Here is a 20,172-nt window from a genome sequence, read left to right as displayed (position 1 = left end):
ACCGTTCATGGGTTGGCCTCGCCGTATCCTCCTCACCGCCGGGCTCGCGACCGTGGCGGCCGGTGTCACGATCAGTTTCGGGCGCTTCAGCTACGCGCCGATGCCCGACAGGGCCGACCTGCTCAACCCCGATCGCTATCCGATCCAGACCGCCTTCGACGTCCTCGGACGCCGGGTCTCGCGTGCGGAGGCGGACCGCCTCAACGGCACCGAGGCCGGCCGGAAGGAACTCTCGGCCAGCAACGGCGCCGTGGCGATCGATCCCGCCATGGTCGAGCGCGGGCGGCAGGCGTTCTACCAGGAGACGTTCGGCAACGAGGTCTTCCTCACCGACCTGATGGGCATGCTCGACGGCGGCCTGACGCCCACCGCGGTTGCCCTGGCGGTGGCCAAGCTCCGCGGGCAGGGCACCACGAACCTGCAGGTCGCCATGGCGCGAGATATGCGCGTCGGCGACCGCACCTACCGCAAGGGCGAGCTGGTCCCGACCGGGCTCGACGTGCCGAAGGGCGGCGCGTTCATCATCGGGATCAAGACCTTCTCGGACCAGGGCCATCTGCGCATGGGCATCACCTGCGCGCTCTGCCATGCCGCGGTCGATCCCGGCACCGGCAAGGTCGTCGAGGGGGCGCCCAACACCGACCTCAATGCCGGGCTGCTGATGGCGCTGGCCAAGAACTCGTCCGCCTACTTCATGCATGCCAGCGTGAACCAGGCCGATCCCCCGCAGGCGGGCTCGGCCGGAGCCGGCCCGGCCCTGCCGGATGCCGAGGCCGTCGAGGCCGCCACCAAGGTTCAGGTCGCGAGCTGGCCGCCGGGCAGCTTCGATTCCTCGGCCGACCGGGTGACCAACCCGACCTCGATCCCGTCGAGCTTCTCGGCCTACGGCGAGCCCTTCAGCTGGAGCGGACGGGAAGCCGTCGGTCCCTTCGGCGGGCTGTCCTCGCTGAACAACAACGTTCACGCGGCCAACTCCGATACGACCCAGCTTGCCGCAGCCGCGCCGTGGCTGTTCGGCATGGATGCGGAAACCTACCTCGGCATTGTCCTGCGCGGCGCGGCCACCGCGTCCTTCCGGTACACGGCCGGCGAATCACGCAAGCCTTCGGAGGTGCTGCGCAGCGTCGACCCGACGCCGGCCTCGCCCGGGCTCAACAGCTACGCGGTGCTGCCGACTTATCCGGCGACCAACTACGTCACGGACAACGGCCTGTTCACCTCGGTGCCGGGTGAGCCGGTCAACCACGCCAACAACGCCATGTCGGCGTTCCAGAACCTGCTGCGCCCGCCGGCCGCACAGCAGGATCCCGCCGCCGTAAAGGCCGGGCGCGCCGTGTTCGACCAGGCCGGCTGCGGCGCCTGCCATTCGGGCCCGGCGCTGACCAACCACCGCGTCATCCCGATTGCGGAGATCGGCACCGAACCGACCCGGGCCAGGGCCGGGGCCAAGATGGAGGCGCAGCTCTCGCCTCCCAGCCTGTTCGCCACCGACACGCCGTTCCCGCTGCCGGCCGATCCGGTGATCGTTCCGGTGCCGCTCGCCGGCGACAAGCTCGCCCAAGTCCAGCTCGCCTGGGGTCAGGGGGGAACCGAAGGCGGCTACAAGGTTCCGAACCTCGTCGGCCTGGCCTGGACGGCGCCTTACCTGCACGATTCCGGGATCGCCGTCGGCCCCGATCCGGCGACGCAGCTTGGCGTTCCGGGCACGGTGTACCGCGGCATCGCTCCCGATCCTTCGAATAGTCTTCGTGCTCTGATCGACCGTGATTTGCGGGCTCAGGTGATAGCCGCGAACAAATCCTCGGATACGGCGCGCATCGCACGCGTTACCGGCGAAGGACACGCGTATTGGGCCGATGTCGGCTCCGGCGTCTCGCGGCAGGAGCAGGACACACTGATTGCCTACCTGCTGTCGATCGACACCCTGACCGAGCCGGCGGCAACGCCCTGATCAGAACGGGACACACCAGCATGCCGAACACCCAACCGGTCTGGTTCATCACCGGCTGTTCCACCGGCTTCGGCCGTGAACTCGCCAAGCTGGTCATCGCACGGGGCTGGCCGGCGGTGGTGACGGCCCGCGACAGGCCCAAAGTCGCCGACCTCGCGGAGGGCGCGGCGGACCGGGTCCTGGCGCTTTCCCTGGACGTCACCGATCCGGCGCAGATCACCCAGGCGGTCGCGGAGACGACCCAAACGTTCGGGCGGATCGACGTCTTGGTCAACAACGGCGGCTACGGCTACCAATCCTCGGTCGAGGAGGGCGAGGAGGACAAGATCCGAGCCCAGTTCGACGCCAACGTGTTCGGCCTGTTCGCCCTGACCCGGGCGGTGCTGCCGGTGATGCGGGCGCAGCGCTCCGGCCACGTGCTCAACGTGACTTCGGTTGCGGGCTTCGTCGGCTTCCCGGCCTCCGGCTATTACGCCGCCACCAAGCACGCCGTGGAGGGGTTCTCCGACGCGCTCAGCGCGGAGGCCGGCCCGCTCGGCATCCGGGTCACTTGCATCGAGCCGGGCCCGTTCCGCACCGACTGGGCCGGGCGCTCCCTGATCCAGACCCCCAACACAATCCCGGACTACGCCGAGACCGCAGGCGCCCGCTTGAAGGCCACTTCGGAGAAGAGCGGCACCCAGGCCGGCGATCCGGTCCGGGCCGGTGAGGCGATGATTCGGGTGACCGAAATCGACAACCCGCCGCGCCACCTCGTCCTAGGCGCCTGGGGTTACGAGGCGGTCACGACCCGGCTGAAGCAGCGGATCGCGGAGATCGAGGCGTGGCGCGAGACGAGCTTGGGGGCGGATTACCCGGAGGGCTGAGCGCTCTTGCGGCTACAGCATCGCGTTCGCACGAGGTTCGGTACGGCTTCGGGAAGGATCGCGCATTCCACGCTGTCATCGCGCATCGAGCGAGGCGATGACGGTGCTGGCCGTGACGGGCACACCGATGAGCATACCCGTCCCGCGGCCCCGATCAGCGTCTCTGCCTCAGCGCAAGGTCGGCGACACGTCCCTCAGATTACCGCCTCGATCAGCCCCCGCGACCGCGCCTCGTCCGCCTCGAGGTACCAATTGGCCGGCGCCTTCTCCAGCACCTCGTCGAGGCTCACGTCCGAGCCCCGGATGAGATTGGAGAAGCCCTCGTTCTGGATCACGATCGAGCACTCGATCTCGTGGAGCGTCGCCTTCACGGAGGCGACGCAGGTGGTGAGCGGGCCCTGGACCTGGAGCTGCTTGTTCATCTTGCGCTCGTGAATCATCAGCCGCGTGCCCCGGGTGAGGTAGCGGTTGGGCCGGGCGAAGAAGCTCATGACGGTCGTGCCGGCCGAGTAGATCGCGGCCTTGCCGAGGAAGACGAAGCGCCGGTCCGGGCTCATCTCGGTGTGGTAGCGGATGTCCTCGCCCATCATCCGGGCGACCTCCGGGTCACCGCCGAGGGTGGAGAGCTCGACAACCACGATCTGCCGGTCGCCGGCCTCGGCGAACTGACGGCGGAAATCCTTGTACATGTCGTAGTCGACCGGGCCCGACAGCAGCACCGCGGGGCTGCGGAACGCGGTCGGGCCGAGGGGCGTGGTATCCATGGGGGCCTGTGATCCGTTCCTGTGGTCTCAGCGCACCGGGTCGGGTGCGCCCTCGCCCTTGCCGACGAACGGGATGCCCGCGATCGGGCATTCCTCGGTGCCGACAGAGTGCCGGGTAATGGCCCGAACGGCGTCGCGGGTTCCGTCGGGATCCTCGATCCAGCGCCGGTAGAACTCGTAGGGGCATTCCGACAGGCCGTGCCGGTTCTCCTTGGAGTTGATCATGCCGGTATAGCCGCGGTGGAGCAGCTTGAAGAGGTGGTTCTCGGACTGACCGTGGGCACGAGAGTCCCGGATCAGGAACTTCGACAGGGCGGCGTACTGGATGCCCATTTCCTCCTCGCCGCACTCGCCGAGCGTGCGGCCGTCGAAGCCGATGACCGCCGAGTGGCCGAAATAGCTGTAGACGCCGTCGAAACCAGCGGCATTGGCTACCGCAACGTAGGTGTTGTTGGCGAATGCCATCGCCTTCGACATCAGGATCTGCTGCTCCTTCGCCGGGTACATGTAGCCCTGGCAGCGGATGATCAGCTCGGCGCCCCGCATGGCGCAGTCGCGCCAGATCTCGGGATAATTGCCGTCGTCGCAGATGATCAGGCTGATCTTGAGGCCCTTCGGCCCGTCCGAGACGTAGGTGCGGTCGCCGGGATACCAGCCCTCGATCGGCGTCCACGGCATGATCTTGCGGTACGTCTGTACGATCTCGCCCTGGTCGTTCATCAGGATCAGGGTGTTGTAGGGGGCCTTGTTCGGGTGTTCCTCGTGGCGCTCGCCGGTCAGCGAAAACACGCCCCAGACCTTGGCTTCCCGGCAGGCGGCGGCGAACACTTCGGTCTCGGCCCCCGGTACGGACGAGGCGGTCTCGTACATCTCGGCGGCGTCGTACATGATGCCGTGGGTCGAGTATTCGGGGAAGATCACGAGGTCGAGCCCGGGCAGGCCGGTCTTCATGCCGACGATCATCTTGCCGATCGCCTTCGCGTTCTCCAGCACCTCGGCGCGGGTATGAAGGCGGGGCATCTTGTAGTTCACGACGGCGACGCCGACGCTGTCCTGGCTGGACGAGATGTCTCCGTGCATCATGGCGTGGGTTCCTCCGATGATGGTTGCGGCGAGGTGCGCCGTTTCCCTCCCCCCGCACAGGGGGGGGGGAGGGTCGTCGGTGGTTCAGTGGCTGATCATCCAGGGGCGCGCGGACGGAAAACTCTTGGCCGCGGCGCGGGCCGAGGCCGTCTTCTTCGGAGTGCAGCAGCCGCAGCCGGCGCCGTGGCCCGACGAGCGCCGCGGCGCGTGGCGGCTGCGCTCGTTGGTGGCGTGGGCCGCCTTGAGCCCCGCATCCATGCCGGAGATCCGCGGCGCGGTGAGGAAGGCCCGGCCGCAGGCTTCCCCGCAATCCGGGCAGGCGTGCGGATCCTTGAACTCCGCCATCGGCCGCATGGCGGTGAACGGCCCGCAGGCCGCGCAGGCGTATTCGTAGACCGGCATGATCAGAGATCCGGCGAGAGCGGCATCTGGATCGAGCCGTCGAGGAACTTCGTCGGCCCGTCGGCACCGGGATTGATGTCGAACTCGAAGATCTTGGTCGGAATCCACAGGGTCGCGCAGGCGTTCGGGATATCGACGACCCCGGAGATGTGCCCCTGGACCGGTGCCGTGCCGAGGATCGAGTAGGCCTGTGCGCCCGAGTAGCCGAACTTCTTGAGGTACTCGATCGCGTTGAGGCAGGCCTGGCGATAGGCGATGTGAACATCCAAATAATGCTGGCCGCCGTGCTCGTCGACGGAGATGCCCTCGAAGATCAGGTGGTCGTCGTATTTCGGCGTGATCGGCGACGGCTTGAAGATCGGGTTCCGGATCCCGTACTTGGCCATGCCGTCCTTGATCAGCTCGACCTTGAGATGCACCCAGCCGGCCATCTCGATGGCGCCGCAGAAGGTGATCTCGCCGTCGCCCTGGCTGAAATGCAGGTCGCCCATCGAGAGGCCGGCGCCCGGCACGTAGACCGGGAAGTAGATCTTAGAGCCGCGCGAGAGATCCTTGATGTCGCAATTGCCACCGTGCTCCCGGGGCGGGACCGTACGGGCACCCGTGGCGGCGGCCGCGTCCTTCGCCTCGCCCTTCAGCCGGCCCATATGGGCGGTCGGGCCGAAGGGCAGGGTGGCGAGCGCCGGCACGCGCTCCGGGTTGGTGTCGTAGAGCGCCTTCTCCCGGGTGTTCCAGGTCTCCAGCATCTTCGGATCGGGTAGGCAGCCGATCAGCCCGGGATGGATCAGCCCGGGGAAGCGAACGCCCGGCACGTGGCGGGACTTGGTGAACAGGCCCTCGAAGTCCCAGATCGACTTCTGCGCCTGGGGGAAGTGCTCGTCCAGGAAGCCGCCGCCGTTCTTCTTGGAGAAGAACCCGTTGAAGCCCCACTGGCTCTCGGGCTTGGCGCCGATGTCGAGCAGGTCCACCACCAGCAGGTCGCCCGGCTCGGCGCCCTCGACGCCGATCGGGCCGGACAGGAAGTGGACGATCGACAGGTCGATGTCGCGCACGTCGTCGGCGGAATCGTTGTTCTTGATGAAGCCGCCGGTCCAATCGTAGGTCTCGACGATGAAGTCGTCGCCCGGCTTGACCGTGGCGACCATCGGGATGTCGGGGTGCCACCGATTGTGCACCATGTCGTTGTCATAGGCCGATTGCGTGAGATCGACCTTGATCAGCGTCTCGGGCATTTTTTGCGACTCCCTGTTGCGATCTCGAGTGCCGAATTGCTTTGCCGGCCGCGGCCGAGCTTCCCCGCTCGACGCGCTCTTCTCCCCCGCGCGGAGGGAAGGAGGTGGGGGTGGTTCAGGCCGTACCGTTGCGTTTCATCCGGCATCGCCCCCACCCCCGACCCCTCCCCCGGGGGAGGGGAAAGTGCCTCACACCGACAGGAACCGGGCGACCTGCGCCTCGTCGATGCCGGCCCGCGGTGCTTCGTGCACGATGGCGCCGTTCTCCATGACGATGACCCGGTCGGCGACATCGAGGGCGAAGCTCAGCACCTGCTCGGAGACCACGATGGAGAGGCCGCGGTCGTCGCGGATCTTCTTCAGGGTCCGGCCCATCTCGCGGATGATCGAGGGCTGGATGCCCTCCGTGGGTTCGTCCAGGAGCAGAACCTTCGGCCGGCTGGCGAGCGCGCGGGCGATGGCGAGCTGCTGCTGCTGGCCGCCCGACAGGTTGCCGCCGCGCCGGCCCTTCATTTCGAGCAGCACCGGGAACATGTCGTAGAGGTCCTGCGGCACCTTGCGGGTGTCCGTCACCGTCAGGCCGGTCTCGATGTTCTCCTGGACCGTCATGGTCGAGAAGATCATCCGGCCCTGCGGCACGTAGGCGAGGCCCTGGGCAACCCGGGCGTGGCTCTTGAGTGCGACGACATCCGTTTCGCCGACCCGGATCGATCCGGATTTCACCGGCACGAGACCCATCAGGGTCTTCATCAGGGTGGTCTTGCCCATGCCGTTGCGGCCCATCACGGCGACGATCTCGCCCGGCGCCACCGAGAAGCTCAGCCCGTGCAGGACCTCGCTCTGGCCGTAGGCGGCGTGAAGGTCGTGGACGTCGAGGGCCGGGGCCACATCGGGAATCGCGACGTGCGGAGGCGCCTTGACCAGGGGCGGGTGTGCGGTCTGGAGCGAGCCCATCGTCAATGTCCCAGATACACTTCGATGACCTTCGGGTCGTTCTTGACCCGCTCCATCGAGCCTTCGGACAGCACCTTGCCCTGGTGCAGCACGGTCACCCGGTGGGCGATGTCCTCGACGAACTTCATGTCGTGCTCGATCACCAGGACCGAGCGGCCCTTGATGATCTGGTTGAGCAGCTCGGCGGTCTTGATCCGCTCGCCGACGCTCATCCCGGCCACCGGCTCGTCGAGCATCAGCAGTTCCGGGTCCTGGATCAGCAGCATGCCGATCTCGAGCCACTGCTTCTGGCCGTGGCTCAGGAACTCGGCCCGCTCCTTGAGCTGGTCCTTCAGGAAGATCGTCTCGGCGATCTCGTGGATCCGGTCGCGGACCTCGGCGTCCCGCTTGAAGGTGAGGGCGCCGAACACCGTGCGCCCGCGGGGAAACGAGATCTCCAGGTTCTCGAACACCGTCAGGTCGTCGTAGATCGACGGCGTCTGGAACTTGCGGCCGACTCCGGCCTGCACGATCGCGCTCTCGGTGAGCTTGGTCAGCTCCTGACCCTTGTACTTGATCGATCCGGCGCTGGCCCGGGTGCGCCCGCAGATCAGGTCGAGCACCGTGGTCTTGCCGGCGCCGTTCGGGCCGATGATCACCCGGATCTCGTCCGGGTCGACGTAGAACGACACGTCGTTGACCGCCTTGAAGCCGTCGAACGAGACGGTCAGCGCCTCGACGGCGAGGAGGTATCCGGGCGGCGCCGCCTCGGCGCCGACCACGGGGGAGGAGAGGATCGCGGCGTTCATGACATCCTCACTCGGCCGGAGCGCCGTGGGGCGGGACGATGGTGGTCTCGGGCGGGCGCAGGCCCTTCACCCTCCGGGTCAGGCGGGGCTCGATCTGCTCGCGCCAGATGCCGGCCAGACCGTTCGGGAAGGCGAGCACCACTGCGATGAACAGGGCGCCGAGGCCGAACAGCCATAGGTCGGGGAAGCTCTCGGAGAAGCTGGTCTTGGCCCAGTTCACCAGCAGCGTGCCCCAGACCGCGCCGAACAGGGACAGGCGCCCGCCGACCGCGGCGTAGATCACCATCTCGATCGACGGCACGATGCCGACGAAGGACGGCGACATGAACCCGACCTGCAGGGTGAACATCGCCCCGCCGATCGCCGCGAAGCCGGCCGCCATGCAGAAGGCGAAGACCTTGAAGCCCGCCACCGAGTAGCCGGAGAACCGGACCCGGTCCTCCTTGTCGCGCATGGCGACCAGGATGCGGCCGAGCTTCGATTTCTTCACGTACTGCGCCGCCAGGATGCAGGCGAGCAGCAGGCCGCCGTTGACGAAGTACAGGATCACCTTGGCGTGGTCGGTGCGGATGTCCCAGCCATGGAGGGTGCGCAGGTCGGTGATGCCGTTGATGCCGCCGGTGTAGCCCTGCTGACCGACGATCAGGATCGTGAGGATCGCGGCGATGGCCTGGGTGATGATCGCGAAGTAGGTGCCGCCGACCCGGCGCTTGAACATCGCGTAGGAGATGACCAGCGCGAACAGGACCGGGACCGCCACCACCAGGATCACGGTCAGCGGCAGGCTTTTGAACGGCTGCCAGAACCAGGGGAGGGCGGTGATCTGGTTCCAGTCCATGAAGTCCGGGATACCCGGCGTCGATTGGATTTTCGTATTCGCGACGCTTGATGCTTCCAGCTTCAGGTACATCGCCATGCAGTACCCGCCCAAGCCAAAGAAGACGCCCTGGCCTAAGGACAAGATACCGGCATAGCCCCAGCAGATCACCAGCCCGAGGGCCACGAAGGCGTAGGTGAGGTACTTGCCGACGAGGTTGAGGCGGAACCCGTCGAGGGCCAGCGGCAGGACCACCAGGATCACCCCGGCGAGCAGAGCCAAGCTCAGCCACTCCACCGGCTTCATGAACGGGTTGTCGTTGACGGTGACCGACTTGGTCAGGGTCTGGACCGGATTCGTCATCTCGAACAATCCTCAGCGCCGGACCTTGAGGGTGAAGAGGCCCTGCGGCCGCAACATCAGGATGCCGACCACCGCGAGCAGGGTGATCACCTTGGCCATCGAGCCGGAGAGGAAGAATTCCAGGATCGATTGCGTTTGCGAGATCGAGAAGGCCGACGCGATGGTGCCGAGCAGGCTCGCGGCGCCGCCGAACACGACGATCAGGAAGGTGTCGACGATGTAGAGCTGTCCCGAGGTCGGCCCGGTCGAGCCGATCATCGTGAAGGCCGAGCCGGCGACGCCCGCGATGCCGCAGCCGAGGCCGAACGTGTAGCGGTCGACCTTCTCGGTATCGATGCCCACGGCGCCCGCCATGGCACGGTTGGCCATCACGGCCCGGACCTGCTGGCCGAAGCGCGAGCGGTAGATCAGCAGCGCCACGCTCACCGTGATCAGGATGGTCACCGCCATCACGAACAGGCCGTTGACCGGGATCTCGATCGTGTCGGTGACCTGCACCGAGCCGATCAGCCAGGACGGCAGCTCGACGCCGACCTCGCGGGCGCCGAAGATCGACCGGTAGGCCTGCTGCAGGATCAGCGACAGACCCCAGGTGGCGAGCAGCGTGTCGAGCGGGCGCTTGTAGAGGAACCGGATCAGGCTCCACTCCACCAGCATGCCGAGCGCCCCGGAGGCGAGGAACGCCAGCCCCATCGCGACGAAGAAGTAGACCGGGAACAAAGCCGGTAGGTAGCTCTGGCAGAAGGCCGAGCAGAGATAGGTGACGTAGGCCCCGAGGATCATGAATTCCCCGTGGGCCATATTGATCACGCCCATCTGACCGAAGATGATCGCCAGACCCAGCGCCATCAGCAGGTAGACCGAGAACAGGATCAGGCCGGCGAAGCCCTGCATGGCGAAGATCGCGCCGAGGTCCCCGAGGGAATACTCGCCCAACATTTTCTCGTGTCTCCCGCGATCTGGCTGGTGTGGTAATGGTCGGCGACGCTCTCCCTCCCCCCTCTGCGGGGGAGGGTGGCCCGCGAAGCGGGTCGGGAGAGGGGAGCGACGTATCCGGAGAGGGCGCGGCGGAGGTGAAATCCTGCACCGTCGCGCTGCCCCTCTCCCGACCCCCTCTGCGGGGGCCACCCTCCCCCGCAGAGGGGGGAGGGGAGAGTTGGAGACTACTGGTAGCCCTTCGGGAACGGATCCGGCTTGATCAGCTCGGGGCTGGTGTAGACGATCTCGAACTGGCCGTCGGGCTTGGCCTTGCCGACCCGGGTCTTCGACCAGAGGTGGTGGTTCTCGTCGATCTTGACGTAGCCTTCCGGCGCGCCCTTGAACTCCAGGCCGGGGGAGGCGGCGACCACCTTGTCGACGTCGAAGGAGCCGGCCTTCTCGCAGGCCATCTTCCACAGGAACGGGCCGAGATAGGCCGCCTGCGTGACGTCGCCGATCACGGTCTTCTCGCCCCACATCTTCTTGAACGCTGCGACGAAGGCCTTGTTGTTCTCGTTTTCGATCGACTGGAAGTACTTCATGCACGCGTAGGCGCCGGCGATGTTCTCGCCACCGATGCCGTCGATCTCGTCCTCGGTGACCGAGATCGTCATCAGCACCTGCTTGGACAGGTCGATGCCCGCTGCCTTGAGCTGCTTGTAGAACGCCACGTTCGAGCCGCCGACCACGTCGGTGAAGATCACTTTCGGCTTGGTCAGCTTGATCTTGTTGATCACCGAGTTGAACTGGGTGTGGCCCAGAGGGAAGTACTCCTCGCCGACCACCTTGCCCTTGAGCACGTTCTCGACGTGCTTGCGGGCGATCTTGTTCGAGGTGCGCGGCCAGATGTAGTCGGAGCCGATGAAGTAGAAGCTGTCGCCGCCCTTCTCCTTGTGGACCCAATCGAGCCCGGCGAGGATCTGCTGCGTGGCCTCCTGGCCGGTGTAGAACACGTTCTTGGACTGCTCCAGGCCCTCGTAGAAGGTCGGGTAATACAGGAGGCCGTTATACTGCTCGAACACCGGCAGGACCGCCTTGCGCGAGGCCGAGGTCCAGCAGCCCATCACGGCGGCGCAATGGTCGTTGACCAGGAGCTTCTTGGCCTTCTCGGCAAACGTCGGCCAGTCAGAGGCGCCGTCCTCCTGGATGATCTTGATCTTGCGGCCGAGCACGCCGCCGGCCTCGTTGATCTGGGCAATGGCGAGTTTCTCGGCCTCCTGGGCGCCCGTCTCGGAGATCGCCATCGTGCCGGTGACCGAGTGCAGGATGCCGACCGTCACCTCGGTGTCGGTCACCGCGAGCCCGGTGGTGTTGACCGCCGCGGTCGGGGCCGCGGCCCAGGCGCCGCGCGGCATGAGGGCGAGGGCCGGTGCGCCGGCCAGTCCCATGAGCAGCCTGCGCCGCAGCGGGGAGTGCAAGCCGTTCTTCGCGCCGGTCTCGGTGTCGTCAGCCATCGTGCCTGCCCTGGTTCGCGTCCGGGCCTCGCGTGGCGCCCCGGATCGACCAGTCCAGGCTAGGTCTTCGGTCACGCTGCGGCCTATACGATGTTTTGCGTATGGCCGTTCTCTTGCATCGAGCGCACCATCGCGGCGCAGAAGTCTGAGGGATCGTTGGGAGCGAAGGCGGAGAGCGTGGGCGGCGCCCCGGCGCCGGGTTCTGTTCGCGCGCGCGTGCGCGGCCGCTGCTCCATGTGCCGGACAGGGCCGCGATGAGCGGGCCTCAGCGCATCATCCCGATCCGCCGGGACTACAACCGCTTCGTCGCCGACGAGACCCTGGAGGATTACGCCCTCCGGTTCACCGCCAAGAAGGCCCGGCGCTGGTCCGGCTTCCAGGTGGCGCAGACGGCGCTCGGATCGGTCTCGTTCCTGGCGCTGGAGGCGATCGGCGGGACCCTGGCTCTGACGGCGGGGTTCCCCAACACGCTGGCCGCGGTGCTGGTCGTAGGCCTGATCATCTTCGCCTCCGCGGCGCCGATCACCGTCTATGCGGCCCGTTACGGGCTCGACATGGACCTGCTGACCCGGGGCGCCGGGTTCGGCTATCTCGGCTCCACGGTCACATCGCTGATCTACGCGAGCTTCACGTTCCTGTTCTTCGCCATCGAGGCGGCGATCATGGCGCTGGCGCTGCAGCTCTGCTTCGGGCTGCCGCTCGGCATCGGATACCTCGTCTGCGCCGCCGCGGTGATCCCGCTGGTGGTCTACGGGATCCGGCTGATCAGCCGGTTCCAGATCTGGACGCAGCCGCTCTGGATCGGCTTGAGCCTGCTGCCGCTGGCCTTCATGGCGGCGCAAGGCGCGGCGCCCCTGCAGGCGCTCACGGATTTCCCGGGGCTCGACGGTGGCGGGGCCGCCTTCGATGTCGGCCGGTTCGGTCTGGCCACCGGGGTGCTGCTGGCTCTGCTGGCCCAGGTCGGCGAGCAGGTCGACTTCCTGCGCTTCGTGCCCGAGCCGGTGGGCCGGCGCGACTGGCGCTGGTGGCTGGCGGTGCTCTCGGGTGGTGCCGGCTGGATCGTGCCCGGCATGCTCAAGATCCTGCTCGGCGCGGGCCTCGCGGTCCTCGCGCTCGGGCACGGCGTCCCGCCCGAGCACGCCGCCGAGCCGACCCGGATGTACGCGGTGGCGTTCGGCTACGTGACCGGGGAGGGCGGCCGCGCGGCCCTGCTGCTGACGGGGCTGTTCGTTCTGGTCTCTCAGCTCAAGATCAACCTGACCAACGCCTATGCCGGCTCGATCGCGTGGTCGAACTTCTTCTCCCGGCTGACCCACAGCCATCCGGGGCGGGTCGTCTGGCTGGTGTTCAACGTCGCCATCGCGGTGCTCCTGATGGAGCTCGGCATCGACAAGACCATCGAGAGCACGCTGCCGCTCTACGCCTCCGTGGTCTCGGCCTGGGTGGGGGCGCTCGCGGCCGACCTCGCGGTGAACAAGCCGCTCGGCCTCTCGCCCCCGGGCATCGAGTTCAAGCGCGCCCATCTCTACGCCATCAACCCGGTCGGGACCGGCGCCATGGTGCTGGCGCTCGCCATCGGCGGCCTCGCCTATGCCGGCCTGCTCGGCCACGCGCTCCAGCCCTTCGCGCCGCTTCTGACGCTGGCGACCGCCTTTGCGGCGGCCCCGGTGATCGCCTGGGCCACGGCCGGCCGCTGGTATCTTGCCCGGACTCCCAAGCGGGATTGGGGGGTGGGCGAGGTCACCTGCCGGGTCTGCGAATTGCCGTTCGAGGGCGAGGACATGGCCCATTGCCCGGCCTACGACGCCCCGATCTGCTCCCTGTGCTGCTCCCTCGACGCTCGCTGCGGCGACCTGTGCAAGCCGCACGGCCGGCTGGAGGCGCAGGCGCAGCAGGCGCTCGGCCGGATCCTGCCAGGCCGGACGGCGGCCTGGATCGGCGCGCCGCTCGGCCGCTACCTCGCGGTCATGCTGACCCTCTGCGCGGTGATCGCCCTGATCCTGGGGATCGTCCATGCCGGCGCCACCATCGCGCATCCCGAGCATCGCGTGGTCCTGCGCACGGCGCTGACCAGCGTGTTCTTCATTCTGGTGGTGATCCTCGGCGTGGTCGCGTGGCTGTTCGTGCTCGCCCAGGAGAGCCGGCGGGTCGCCCAGTCGGAGACCATGCGCCAGACCGCGCTCTACGAGGCCGAGATCGCGGCCCACAAGCTCACCGACGCCAAGCTGCAGGAGGCCAAGGAGCGGGCGGAAGCCGCAAACCTCGCCAAGAGCCGCTACGTGGTCGGGATCAGCCACGAGTTGCGCACGCCGCTCTCCACCGTGCTCGGCTACGCCCAGCTCCTCGAATCCGATCCCGCGATCCCGGCCCCGCGCCTCAACGGCATCCGGGTGATAAGGCGGAGCGCCCAGCACCTGTCCGGGCTGATCGACGGCCTGCTCGACATCTCGCGGATGGAGGCCGGGCGGCTCGAGATCCACCGGGACGAGGTCCGGCTCACCGAGTTCCTCGATCAGCTGGTCGACATGGTCCGGCTGCAGGCCCGGGAGGCCGGACTCGAATTCCGGTTCTCCCGGCCGGAGGTCCTGCCGGCGGTGGTCGCCACCGACGAGAAGCGCCTGCGCCAGGTGCTGCTCAACCTCCTGTCGAACGCGATCAAGTTCACCCCCTCCGGCACGGTCTCGCTGGATCTCAGCTACCGCAGCCAGATCGCGGTGTTCACGATCCGGGATACCGGGCCGGGCATCCCGGAGACGGACCTGGCGCGGATCTTCCAGCCGTTCGAGCGGGGCTCGACGCCGGCCGCCCGCAGTACTCCGGGGACGGGGCTCGGGCTCACCATCGCGGACCTGCTGGCGCAGCTGCTCGGCGGCGAGATCACCGTGGCGGCGGCCCCCGGCGGCGGCACCCAGGCCCGGCTGCGGCTGATGCTGGCCTCCGTGGCCCAGCCCGCGCCGGTCGTCGTGACTGCCCCGGCCTCCGCGCCCGAGCGAGCCTATGCCGGCGCCCGCCGCACGATCCTGGTGGCCGACGACGACACCGCCCATCGCGCCCTGATGCGGGCGATTTTGGAGCCGCACGGGATCTCCGTGATGGAGGCGGGCTCCGGGCCTGAATGCCTGTCGGCCGTGGCCAGGGGCGGGATCGACCTGATCCTCCTCGACATCGCCATGCCGGGCATGAGCGGCTGGGCCGCCGCCGCGACGCTGCGTGCGGAGGGGCATACCGGACCGATCGCCATGATGTCCGCCAACGTCCACGAGATCAGCCCGGTGCGCGGCGACGACGCCCCCCACGACGCGATCTTCGCCAAGCCTTTCGACCTGCGCGACGTGCTGGAGCGGATCGGCAAGCTGCTCCACCTCGAATGGACCGACGCCGCGACGCCCGCTCTGCGCGAGCCGGCTCCGGCGCTCGCGGAGATCGGCCATCCCGGGCCGGAGCATGTCGGCGAGCTGCTGCGCCTGGGCCGGATCGGGCATATCCGGGCCATCGAGGCGAAGCTCACCGAGATGGAGGGCGACGTGACGGTGCCGCCCGCCTTCGTGGCTCAGATGCGCGGTCTCGTGGAGGGCTACGACCTGCGCCGCTACCTTTCGGTCCTGCAAGGACTCGCCCGCCATGGCTGAGGCGCCGACGAACCAGCCGAGCCGCGATGTCGTCCTGGTGGTGGACGATTCGCCCGACACGATGATTTTCCTCACCGAGGCGATCGAGCGCTCGGGTGCCACCGTGCTGGTGGCGGTGGGCGGCGACCTCGCCCTCGCGCTCGTGGACGAGATCACGCCGGACGTGATCCTGCTCGACGCGATGATGCCCGGCATGGACGGGTTCGAGACCTGCCGGAGGCTTAAGGCCAAGCCGCAGATCGCCGGCGTGCCGGTGATCTTCATGACCGGGCTGAGCGAGACCGAGCACATCGTGAAGGGCTTGAGCGCCGGCGGGATCGACTACGTCACCAAGCCGATCGCCCCGGACGAGATCCTGGCCCGGATCCGCGTCCACCTCGCCAGCGCGCGCGCCGCGCAGAGCGCAAGGGCCGCTCTCGACACTGCCGGGCGCACCTTGTTCGCGGTCTCGGAGGCGGGCGCGGTGCTGTGGGCGACCCCGCAGGCCGGGCGGTTGCTCGCCGGGCTCGGCTCGGATCCGTCCGCGGGCCTCGCGCTGCCCGCTCGCGCCCGGGACTGGCTGCGCGGCTGCCTCACCGGGGGAGCCGCCAACGTCCTGACGCTGACCGGCGGCGACGGTACCCCCTACGCGCTCAGCTTCATCGGACGCACCCCGGACGAGATCCTGCTGCGCCTGTCGCGCGAGGAGGCCTCGGGCGGCATCGAGCGGCTGCGGGCGCGGCTTCCGGTCACCGGCCGCGAGGCCGAGGTGCTGCTGTGGCTGTCGCGGGGGAAATCGAGCCGCGACATCGGCGAGATCCTGGGGCTCAGCCACCGCACGGTGACCAAGCATCTGGAGGGCATCTACGCCAAGCTCGGCGTGGAGAATCGCACCGCCGCCTCGATCATCGCCGCGCGCCACCTGCAGGACTGAGCCGCGCAGGCCCGTGTTGTCCACAGGCATCGCCGCTGCGCGAAACCCGTTGGTAAGCGCCCTCCCACCACGGTCCCGACACAGACGAACCAATTCGGGAACGGATGCGATGATGACCAGCCACCAGCTCGCCGACGAACTGAGGCGGGTCGCCACCACGCAGGTCAGCGACATCACGCGGGCGGTGAAGGAGGGCCAGAAGTCGATCGCCCTCAACGAGGTGCGCGACATGGCCCGGCGCCTCAGCCTGCTGGCGGACGCCTTCGATCCGAAATCGGCGGCCGAGGCCAAGGCCGACTTCGTCGAGACCGAGCCGCAGGACGGCGCGCAAGCCGCCTGACGATCGCCGCCCGACGCGCGACGCCCGATCCTCCAAGGAACGCCACGATGGTCCGCGCCACTTTCAGCATCCGCCTGGACGGCGCCTGCCTGCCCGCCTCCGCGGCGCAGTGGGTCGCCGACCTGGACGCCGCCCGGGCCACCGCCCGGACCATCGTCCAGGGGCTGATGCGTCAGCACAGCGGCGATACGCGGCTGCTCGATGCGGCCCTGGTGGTCACCGATGACACCGGCGCGATGCTGCTGGAGATGTCGTTCCTCGAAGCCCTGTACCTGCCGGTCGAGCCGGTGGCCGACCCGTATCGACGCCGGCCTGTCCCGCGGGAATTCGGGGTGCCGCGCACGCCCCGGACGCTGCTGAGCGCCGCGATCGAACCGATCCGGCGCTTCGCCGCCGCCCGGATGATGCGCGGACCTGAATAGTGATCGACTCAACCGAGCATCGCTGGTTTCGCGCGGCCTCTTCTCCGGAGCGCGGAATGCCGCCCGGGATCCGGCACCGAACGACGTCACGCGCCTGATTGCGACAGCCAATTGACGATCGTGCCGCTGCGCGGCGCGTTCGCTGCGGGTTCCCGGATCGCCGTCCAGACGCGTTCCGGGCATCCGGGAAAGCGCGCGCGGTTCATTTCTGTGCGACGGCCAGAGCCGGCGGAGAGTCAGCCGAACAGGTCGGTGACGGCAAAGCCCCGGTCCGCGAGCCGTTCGGCCAGGACCCGGCGGTGGCAGCGGGCCGGGTCCCGCTCGAAGCACAGCAGGCAGGTCGGGGCGGCGGCCGCCATGGCGGCGAGTTCGTCCAGGGCTATTCCGCCGGCGCCCGTGTCGAGCACCTCTTCACAGTAGATCCTGCGCATCAGCTCCGCGTCGTCCGCCCGGGCCGCCTCGCGGCCGGCCTTCGGCGTGCCGAGGCTGCGCAGATGCGCGTAGCCGAGACCCGCCTCGGTGAGCCCCGTTCCGAGCGCGCCTTTCGAGAAGCCGCGCTTGCGCGAGTTCGCCACCGCCCGCACGTCGGCCAGCACGGCCACGCCCGCCGAGCGCAGCGCATCCGTAAGGCGCTCCGGGTCGAGCCCTTCGTAACCTATGGTGAATAATTGCTTGCTCACGGGACCGTGACGGGACTCGCGTTGCGGGACTGGCACTTAGCCGGATCAGGGCCTGTGAACCAACCGGGGATCGATACCGTATGTCGCGGCAGCGACACGCATCTCGGAATTCCGCCGCAATGTTCGCAAAGCTCCGTTAACTGCGCCGGGCCCATCGATTACGCCTGACTTTGGCGCTTCTTCGGTGGCGGGCTGAACACTGATGGTGCGAGATAACAAGCTTTCGCAGGGTCCGTCCGCTTCGGCGATTCGGGGTGCCGGCCGGTTGAGAAGCGTTCGGCGCGTCGCTGCCCGGGTGCTGGCCGTCGCGGTGATGGCCGGCTTGGCCGCGTGCGCGTCGAACACGAATTTCTACCCGACCAAGGGTGACGCCAAGCCCCATCCGGGCGTGGCCAAAGCCAAGCAGCACCCGATCCAGGGCATCGACATCTCGAAATGGCAGGGCAACGTCGACTGGGCCTCGGTCCGGGCCGCCGGCACTCAGTTCGCCTTCATCAAGGCGACAGAGGGCGGCGACCACGTCGACGAGCGCTTCCGGACCAACTGGGACAACGCCGCCAAGGCCGGCGTGCCGCGGGGCGCCTACCACTTCGTGTTCTGGTGCCGCTCCGCCCGGGACCAGATGGAGTGGTTCAAGCGCAACGTGCCGAACGACCCGACGGCCCTGCCGCCGGTGCTCGACGTGGAGTGGAACGGCCATTCGCAGACCTGCCCGAAGAAGCTGCCCAAGGCGCAGGCTCTCGCGATGGTCACGGAGATGCTGGAAGAGATGGAGCGCTACACCGGCAAGCGCCCGATCATCTACACCGACATCACCTTCCACAAGGACGTGCTGGAAGGCGAACTGCCCGACTACCCGCACTGGCTGCGCTCCACCGCGGCCGAGCCGGAGCAGCGCTTCGTCAACCGGAAGTGGATGCTGTGGCAATTCACCTCCACCGGGCGCGTCCCCGGGGTGCAGGGCGACGTCGACCGCAACGCTTTCTACGGCACGCCGTCCGACTGGGCCTCGTTCCTGTCGACCGATTGCGACCCGCGCGAGCACCGGCGGCTTTCGGAACAGGGTCTTTGCACCGACAAATAAATGATCGGGCCGGATAGACTTAGGTTGGTTCCAGGTCAGGGGGCGGGATATAAGCGTGTCGGATTCGCCCGCTAGCAAGCGGGCCGCCCGACGAGGTTCCTTTCGGACGCCTCCCGTTCCACGGTCCCCGACCTGCATGCCCGCTGACCTCGCTGCTTCCCTCACGGGCAACCTGCTCCTCGACGCGCTCCGGGAGTCCCACCGCGCGCTGATCGTCCCCCATCTCGAGCGGGTCTCCTGCGACAAGGGGGCGATCGTGTTCGAGGCCGGCACGGAGGTGGCGCACATCACCTTCCCCTGCGACCAAACCGTCGTGGCGCTGATCATCGGCACCCGGGACGGGCGCTGCGCCGAGACCGCGAGCATCGGTCGCGAGGGAGCCGTCGGCGGCATCGTCAGCGCGGGCCGGGTGCCGGCATCCACCGAGGCGATCGTGCAGATCGGCGGGCCGATGCTGCGCCTGAAGGCCGACCGGCTCCAGGACGCCAAGCGCCGATCCCCCGAGGTCCGCAACCTGTTCGCACGCTACGGCGACTGCCTCCTGGCGCAGGTGCTGCAGGCCGCCGCCTGCAACGCCCTCCATCCGATCGAGCAGCGCTGCCTGCGTTGGCTCCTGACGCTACAGGACCGGATCGGAGGCGACACCCTGCCAATCACCCACGAATTGCTGGCCTCGATGCTCGGCGTCCAGCGCACCTACCTGACCCGCATCCTGCGGACGCTTCAGGACCAGGGCCTGATCCGGGTCGGGCGCGGACGCATCACGGTGCTCGACCGCCGGGCGATGTCGGGCTCGGCTTGCGAGTGCCACGCCCGGGTGCAGCGCCATTTCAAGACGGTGCTCGGCGCGGTCTACAGCGCGGACGGCTTCGACCGGATCGAGCCGCCGTCCCTCGCCGAGGGCGACCGGGAGCCCGCCCTGGCCCTGCACGGCAGCCCCCGGCGCTGAACCGATCCCGACATCCGCGGGGCTCGGGCGCGGCCCGACACCCGTCGAAGCTGCCGCCCCGTGAGCGCGGTGTCAGGCAGCCGCGCGGCGCTCCAGAATCTCGATCAGCGCCCCGTCCGGACCTTCCACGAAGGCGATCCGCACGCCCTGGCCGCGCTCGGTGATGGGCATCCGCACGGTGACGCCGCGGCCTACGAGTTCGGCCATGGCGGCGTCGATGTCGGCGACGCGCAGACCGATATGCTCGATGCCGAGGCAGGGCGTCTGCGTGGCGGGGGCGGTCTCGGAGGGTGCCTGCTCGATGAAGACGGTCAGGCCGCCGAGGTCGAGCACCATGCGCTGCACGGGATCGGCTCCGACGCGCTCCACCTCCGTGGCCCCGAACGTCTCCACGTAGAAGGCTCCGGCCTTCACGGCGTCGCGGCTGCGCAGATGGACGTGGTCACAGGCATACTGCATCGGATTTCCTTCCGCGGCCCGCTGCCGTCGCGCCGGTGATGGCG

At 68.3% G+C, this 20,172-nt stretch carries 19 protein-coding genes; 8 read left to right on the top strand and 11 right to left on the bottom strand.

The features are described 5' to 3' along the window. Nucleotides 1-7: 7 nt before the first annotated feature. Together ACYQPG_RS28145 and ACYQPG_RS28140 are read left to right on the top strand one after the other, a co-directional pair. On the top strand, nt 8-1,951 hold the full coding sequence (locus tag ACYQPG_RS28145) for a cytochrome C oxidase Cbb3 (RefSeq protein WP_419830758.1): 1,944 nt from the start codon (nt 8-10) through the stop codon (nt 1,949-1,951). Between the two features lie 20 nt (nt 1,952-1,971). Further along, nucleotides 1,972-2,817, top strand: a complete 846-nt coding sequence (locus ACYQPG_RS28140; protein ID WP_461232210.1) for an oxidoreductase — start codon at nt 1,972-1,974, stop codon at nt 2,815-2,817. 194 nt (nt 2,818-3,011) lie between these two features. Here ACYQPG_RS28140 and ACYQPG_RS28135 read toward each other — a convergent pair whose 3' ends face one another. The 9 genes from ACYQPG_RS28135 to urtA all read right to left on the bottom strand — a co-directional run bounded on the left by ACYQPG_RS28135 (nt 3,012) and on the right by urtA (nt 11,652). Further along, the gene (locus ACYQPG_RS28135) at nt 3,012-3,581 is read right to left on the bottom strand and encodes a ClpP family protease (RefSeq protein ID WP_147937987.1); all 570 of its coding nucleotides are present in this window, start codon (nt 3,579-3,581) and stop codon (nt 3,012-3,014) included. Between the two features lie 27 nt (nt 3,582-3,608). Further along, a complete protein-coding gene (locus tag ACYQPG_RS28130) occupies nt 3,609-4,664 on the bottom strand; it encodes an aliphatic amidase (protein ID WP_147906210.1) in 1,056 nt (351 codons plus the stop codon). A gap of 84 nt (nt 4,665-4,748) precedes the next feature. After that, nucleotides 4,749-5,066, bottom strand: coding sequence for an FmdB family zinc ribbon protein (locus ACYQPG_RS28125; RefSeq protein ID WP_147906209.1), 318 nt, complete (start codon nt 5,064-5,066; stop codon nt 4,749-4,751). A 2-nt stretch (nt 5,067-5,068) separates the two neighbouring features. Continuing rightward, nucleotides 5,069-6,298 (bottom strand): formamidase, encoded by a 1,230-nt coding sequence (gene fmdA, locus ACYQPG_RS28120; protein ID WP_147906208.1) that lies wholly within the window; start codon nt 6,296-6,298, stop codon nt 5,069-5,071. Between the two features lie 189 nt (nt 6,299-6,487). Next, the gene (gene urtE / locus ACYQPG_RS28115) at nt 6,488-7,252 is read right to left on the bottom strand and encodes an urea ABC transporter ATP-binding subunit UrtE (RefSeq protein ID WP_461232209.1); all 765 of its coding nucleotides are present in this window, start codon (nt 7,250-7,252) and stop codon (nt 6,488-6,490) included. A 2-nt stretch (nt 7,253-7,254) separates the two neighbouring features. After that, entirely contained in the window at nt 7,255-8,040 is a 786-nt protein-coding gene (gene urtD / locus ACYQPG_RS28110) for an urea ABC transporter ATP-binding protein UrtD (RefSeq protein ID WP_461232208.1), read from the bottom strand. A gap of 7 nt (nt 8,041-8,047) precedes the next feature. Then, nucleotides 8,048-9,220 carry an urea ABC transporter permease subunit UrtC gene (gene urtC, locus ACYQPG_RS28105; protein ID WP_419830757.1) on the bottom strand — a complete coding sequence of 391 codons (1,173 nt, stop codon included), beginning with the start codon at nt 9,218-9,220 and terminating at the stop codon, nt 8,048-8,050. Nucleotides 9,221-9,232: 12 nt separating this feature from the next. After that, nucleotides 9,233-10,159, bottom strand: coding sequence for an urea ABC transporter permease subunit UrtB (urtB, locus tag ACYQPG_RS28100; protein WP_147906204.1), 927 nt, complete (start codon nt 10,157-10,159; stop codon nt 9,233-9,235). 224 nt (nt 10,160-10,383) lie between these two features. Continuing rightward, on the bottom strand, nt 10,384-11,652 hold the full coding sequence (gene urtA / locus ACYQPG_RS28095; protein WP_147906203.1) for an urea ABC transporter substrate-binding protein: 1,269 nt from the start codon (nt 11,650-11,652) through the stop codon (nt 10,384-10,386). Between the two features lie 254 nt (nt 11,653-11,906). Here urtA and ACYQPG_RS28090 point away from each other — a divergent pair, with 254 nt between their 5' ends. The 4 genes from ACYQPG_RS28090 (at nt 11,907) to ACYQPG_RS28075 (ending at nt 16,956) form a co-directional block, all read left to right on the top strand. Next, entirely contained in the window at nt 11,907-15,281 is a 3,375-nt protein-coding gene (locus ACYQPG_RS28090; protein ID WP_461232207.1) for a hybrid sensor histidine kinase/response regulator, read from the top strand. Then, on the top strand, nt 15,274-16,194 hold the full coding sequence (locus ACYQPG_RS28085; RefSeq protein ID WP_419830754.1) for a response regulator transcription factor: 921 nt from the start codon (nt 15,274-15,276) through the stop codon (nt 16,192-16,194). Before ACYQPG_RS28090 ends, ACYQPG_RS28085 begins: the two co-directional genes overlap by 8 nt. A gap of 112 nt (nt 16,195-16,306) precedes the next feature. Then, entirely contained in the window at nt 16,307-16,534 is a 228-nt protein-coding gene (locus ACYQPG_RS28080; RefSeq protein WP_246692591.1) for a hypothetical protein, read from the top strand. 47 nt (nt 16,535-16,581) lie between these two features. Next, complete coding sequence (locus ACYQPG_RS28075) at nt 16,582-16,956, top strand: DUF6894 family protein (RefSeq protein WP_419830752.1); 375 nt, start codon at nt 16,582-16,584, stop codon at nt 16,954-16,956. Between the two features lie 236 nt (nt 16,957-17,192). Here the strand turns inward: ACYQPG_RS28075 and ACYQPG_RS28070 are convergent, their stop codons facing one another. Continuing rightward, on the bottom strand, nt 17,193-17,636 hold the full coding sequence (locus ACYQPG_RS28070; RefSeq protein WP_461232206.1) for a DUF488 domain-containing protein: 444 nt from the start codon (nt 17,634-17,636) through the stop codon (nt 17,193-17,195). 313 nt (nt 17,637-17,949) lie between these two features. Between ACYQPG_RS28070 and ACYQPG_RS28065 the strand changes: the two genes are divergently transcribed. Both ACYQPG_RS28065 and ACYQPG_RS28060 read left to right on the top strand, forming a co-directional pair. Beyond that, entirely contained in the window at nt 17,950-18,720 is a 771-nt protein-coding gene (locus tag ACYQPG_RS28065) for a glycoside hydrolase family 25 protein (RefSeq protein WP_238261092.1), read from the top strand. A gap of 136 nt (nt 18,721-18,856) precedes the next feature. Continuing rightward, entirely contained in the window at nt 18,857-19,669 is an 813-nt protein-coding gene (locus ACYQPG_RS28060; protein WP_461232205.1) for a Crp/Fnr family transcriptional regulator, read from the top strand. Nucleotides 19,670-19,741: 72 nt separating this feature from the next. Here ACYQPG_RS28060 and ACYQPG_RS28055 read toward each other — a convergent pair whose 3' ends face one another. After that, nucleotides 19,742-20,128 carry a VOC family protein gene (locus ACYQPG_RS28055; RefSeq protein WP_147937997.1) on the bottom strand — a complete coding sequence of 129 codons (387 nt, stop codon included), beginning with the start codon at nt 20,126-20,128 and terminating at the stop codon, nt 19,742-19,744. Nucleotides 20,129-20,172: the final 44 nt, after the last annotated feature.

This window comes from Methylobacterium sp. CM6246, from assembly GCF_054818005.1.
This window is presented reverse-complemented; position numbering and strand designations above follow the sequence as displayed.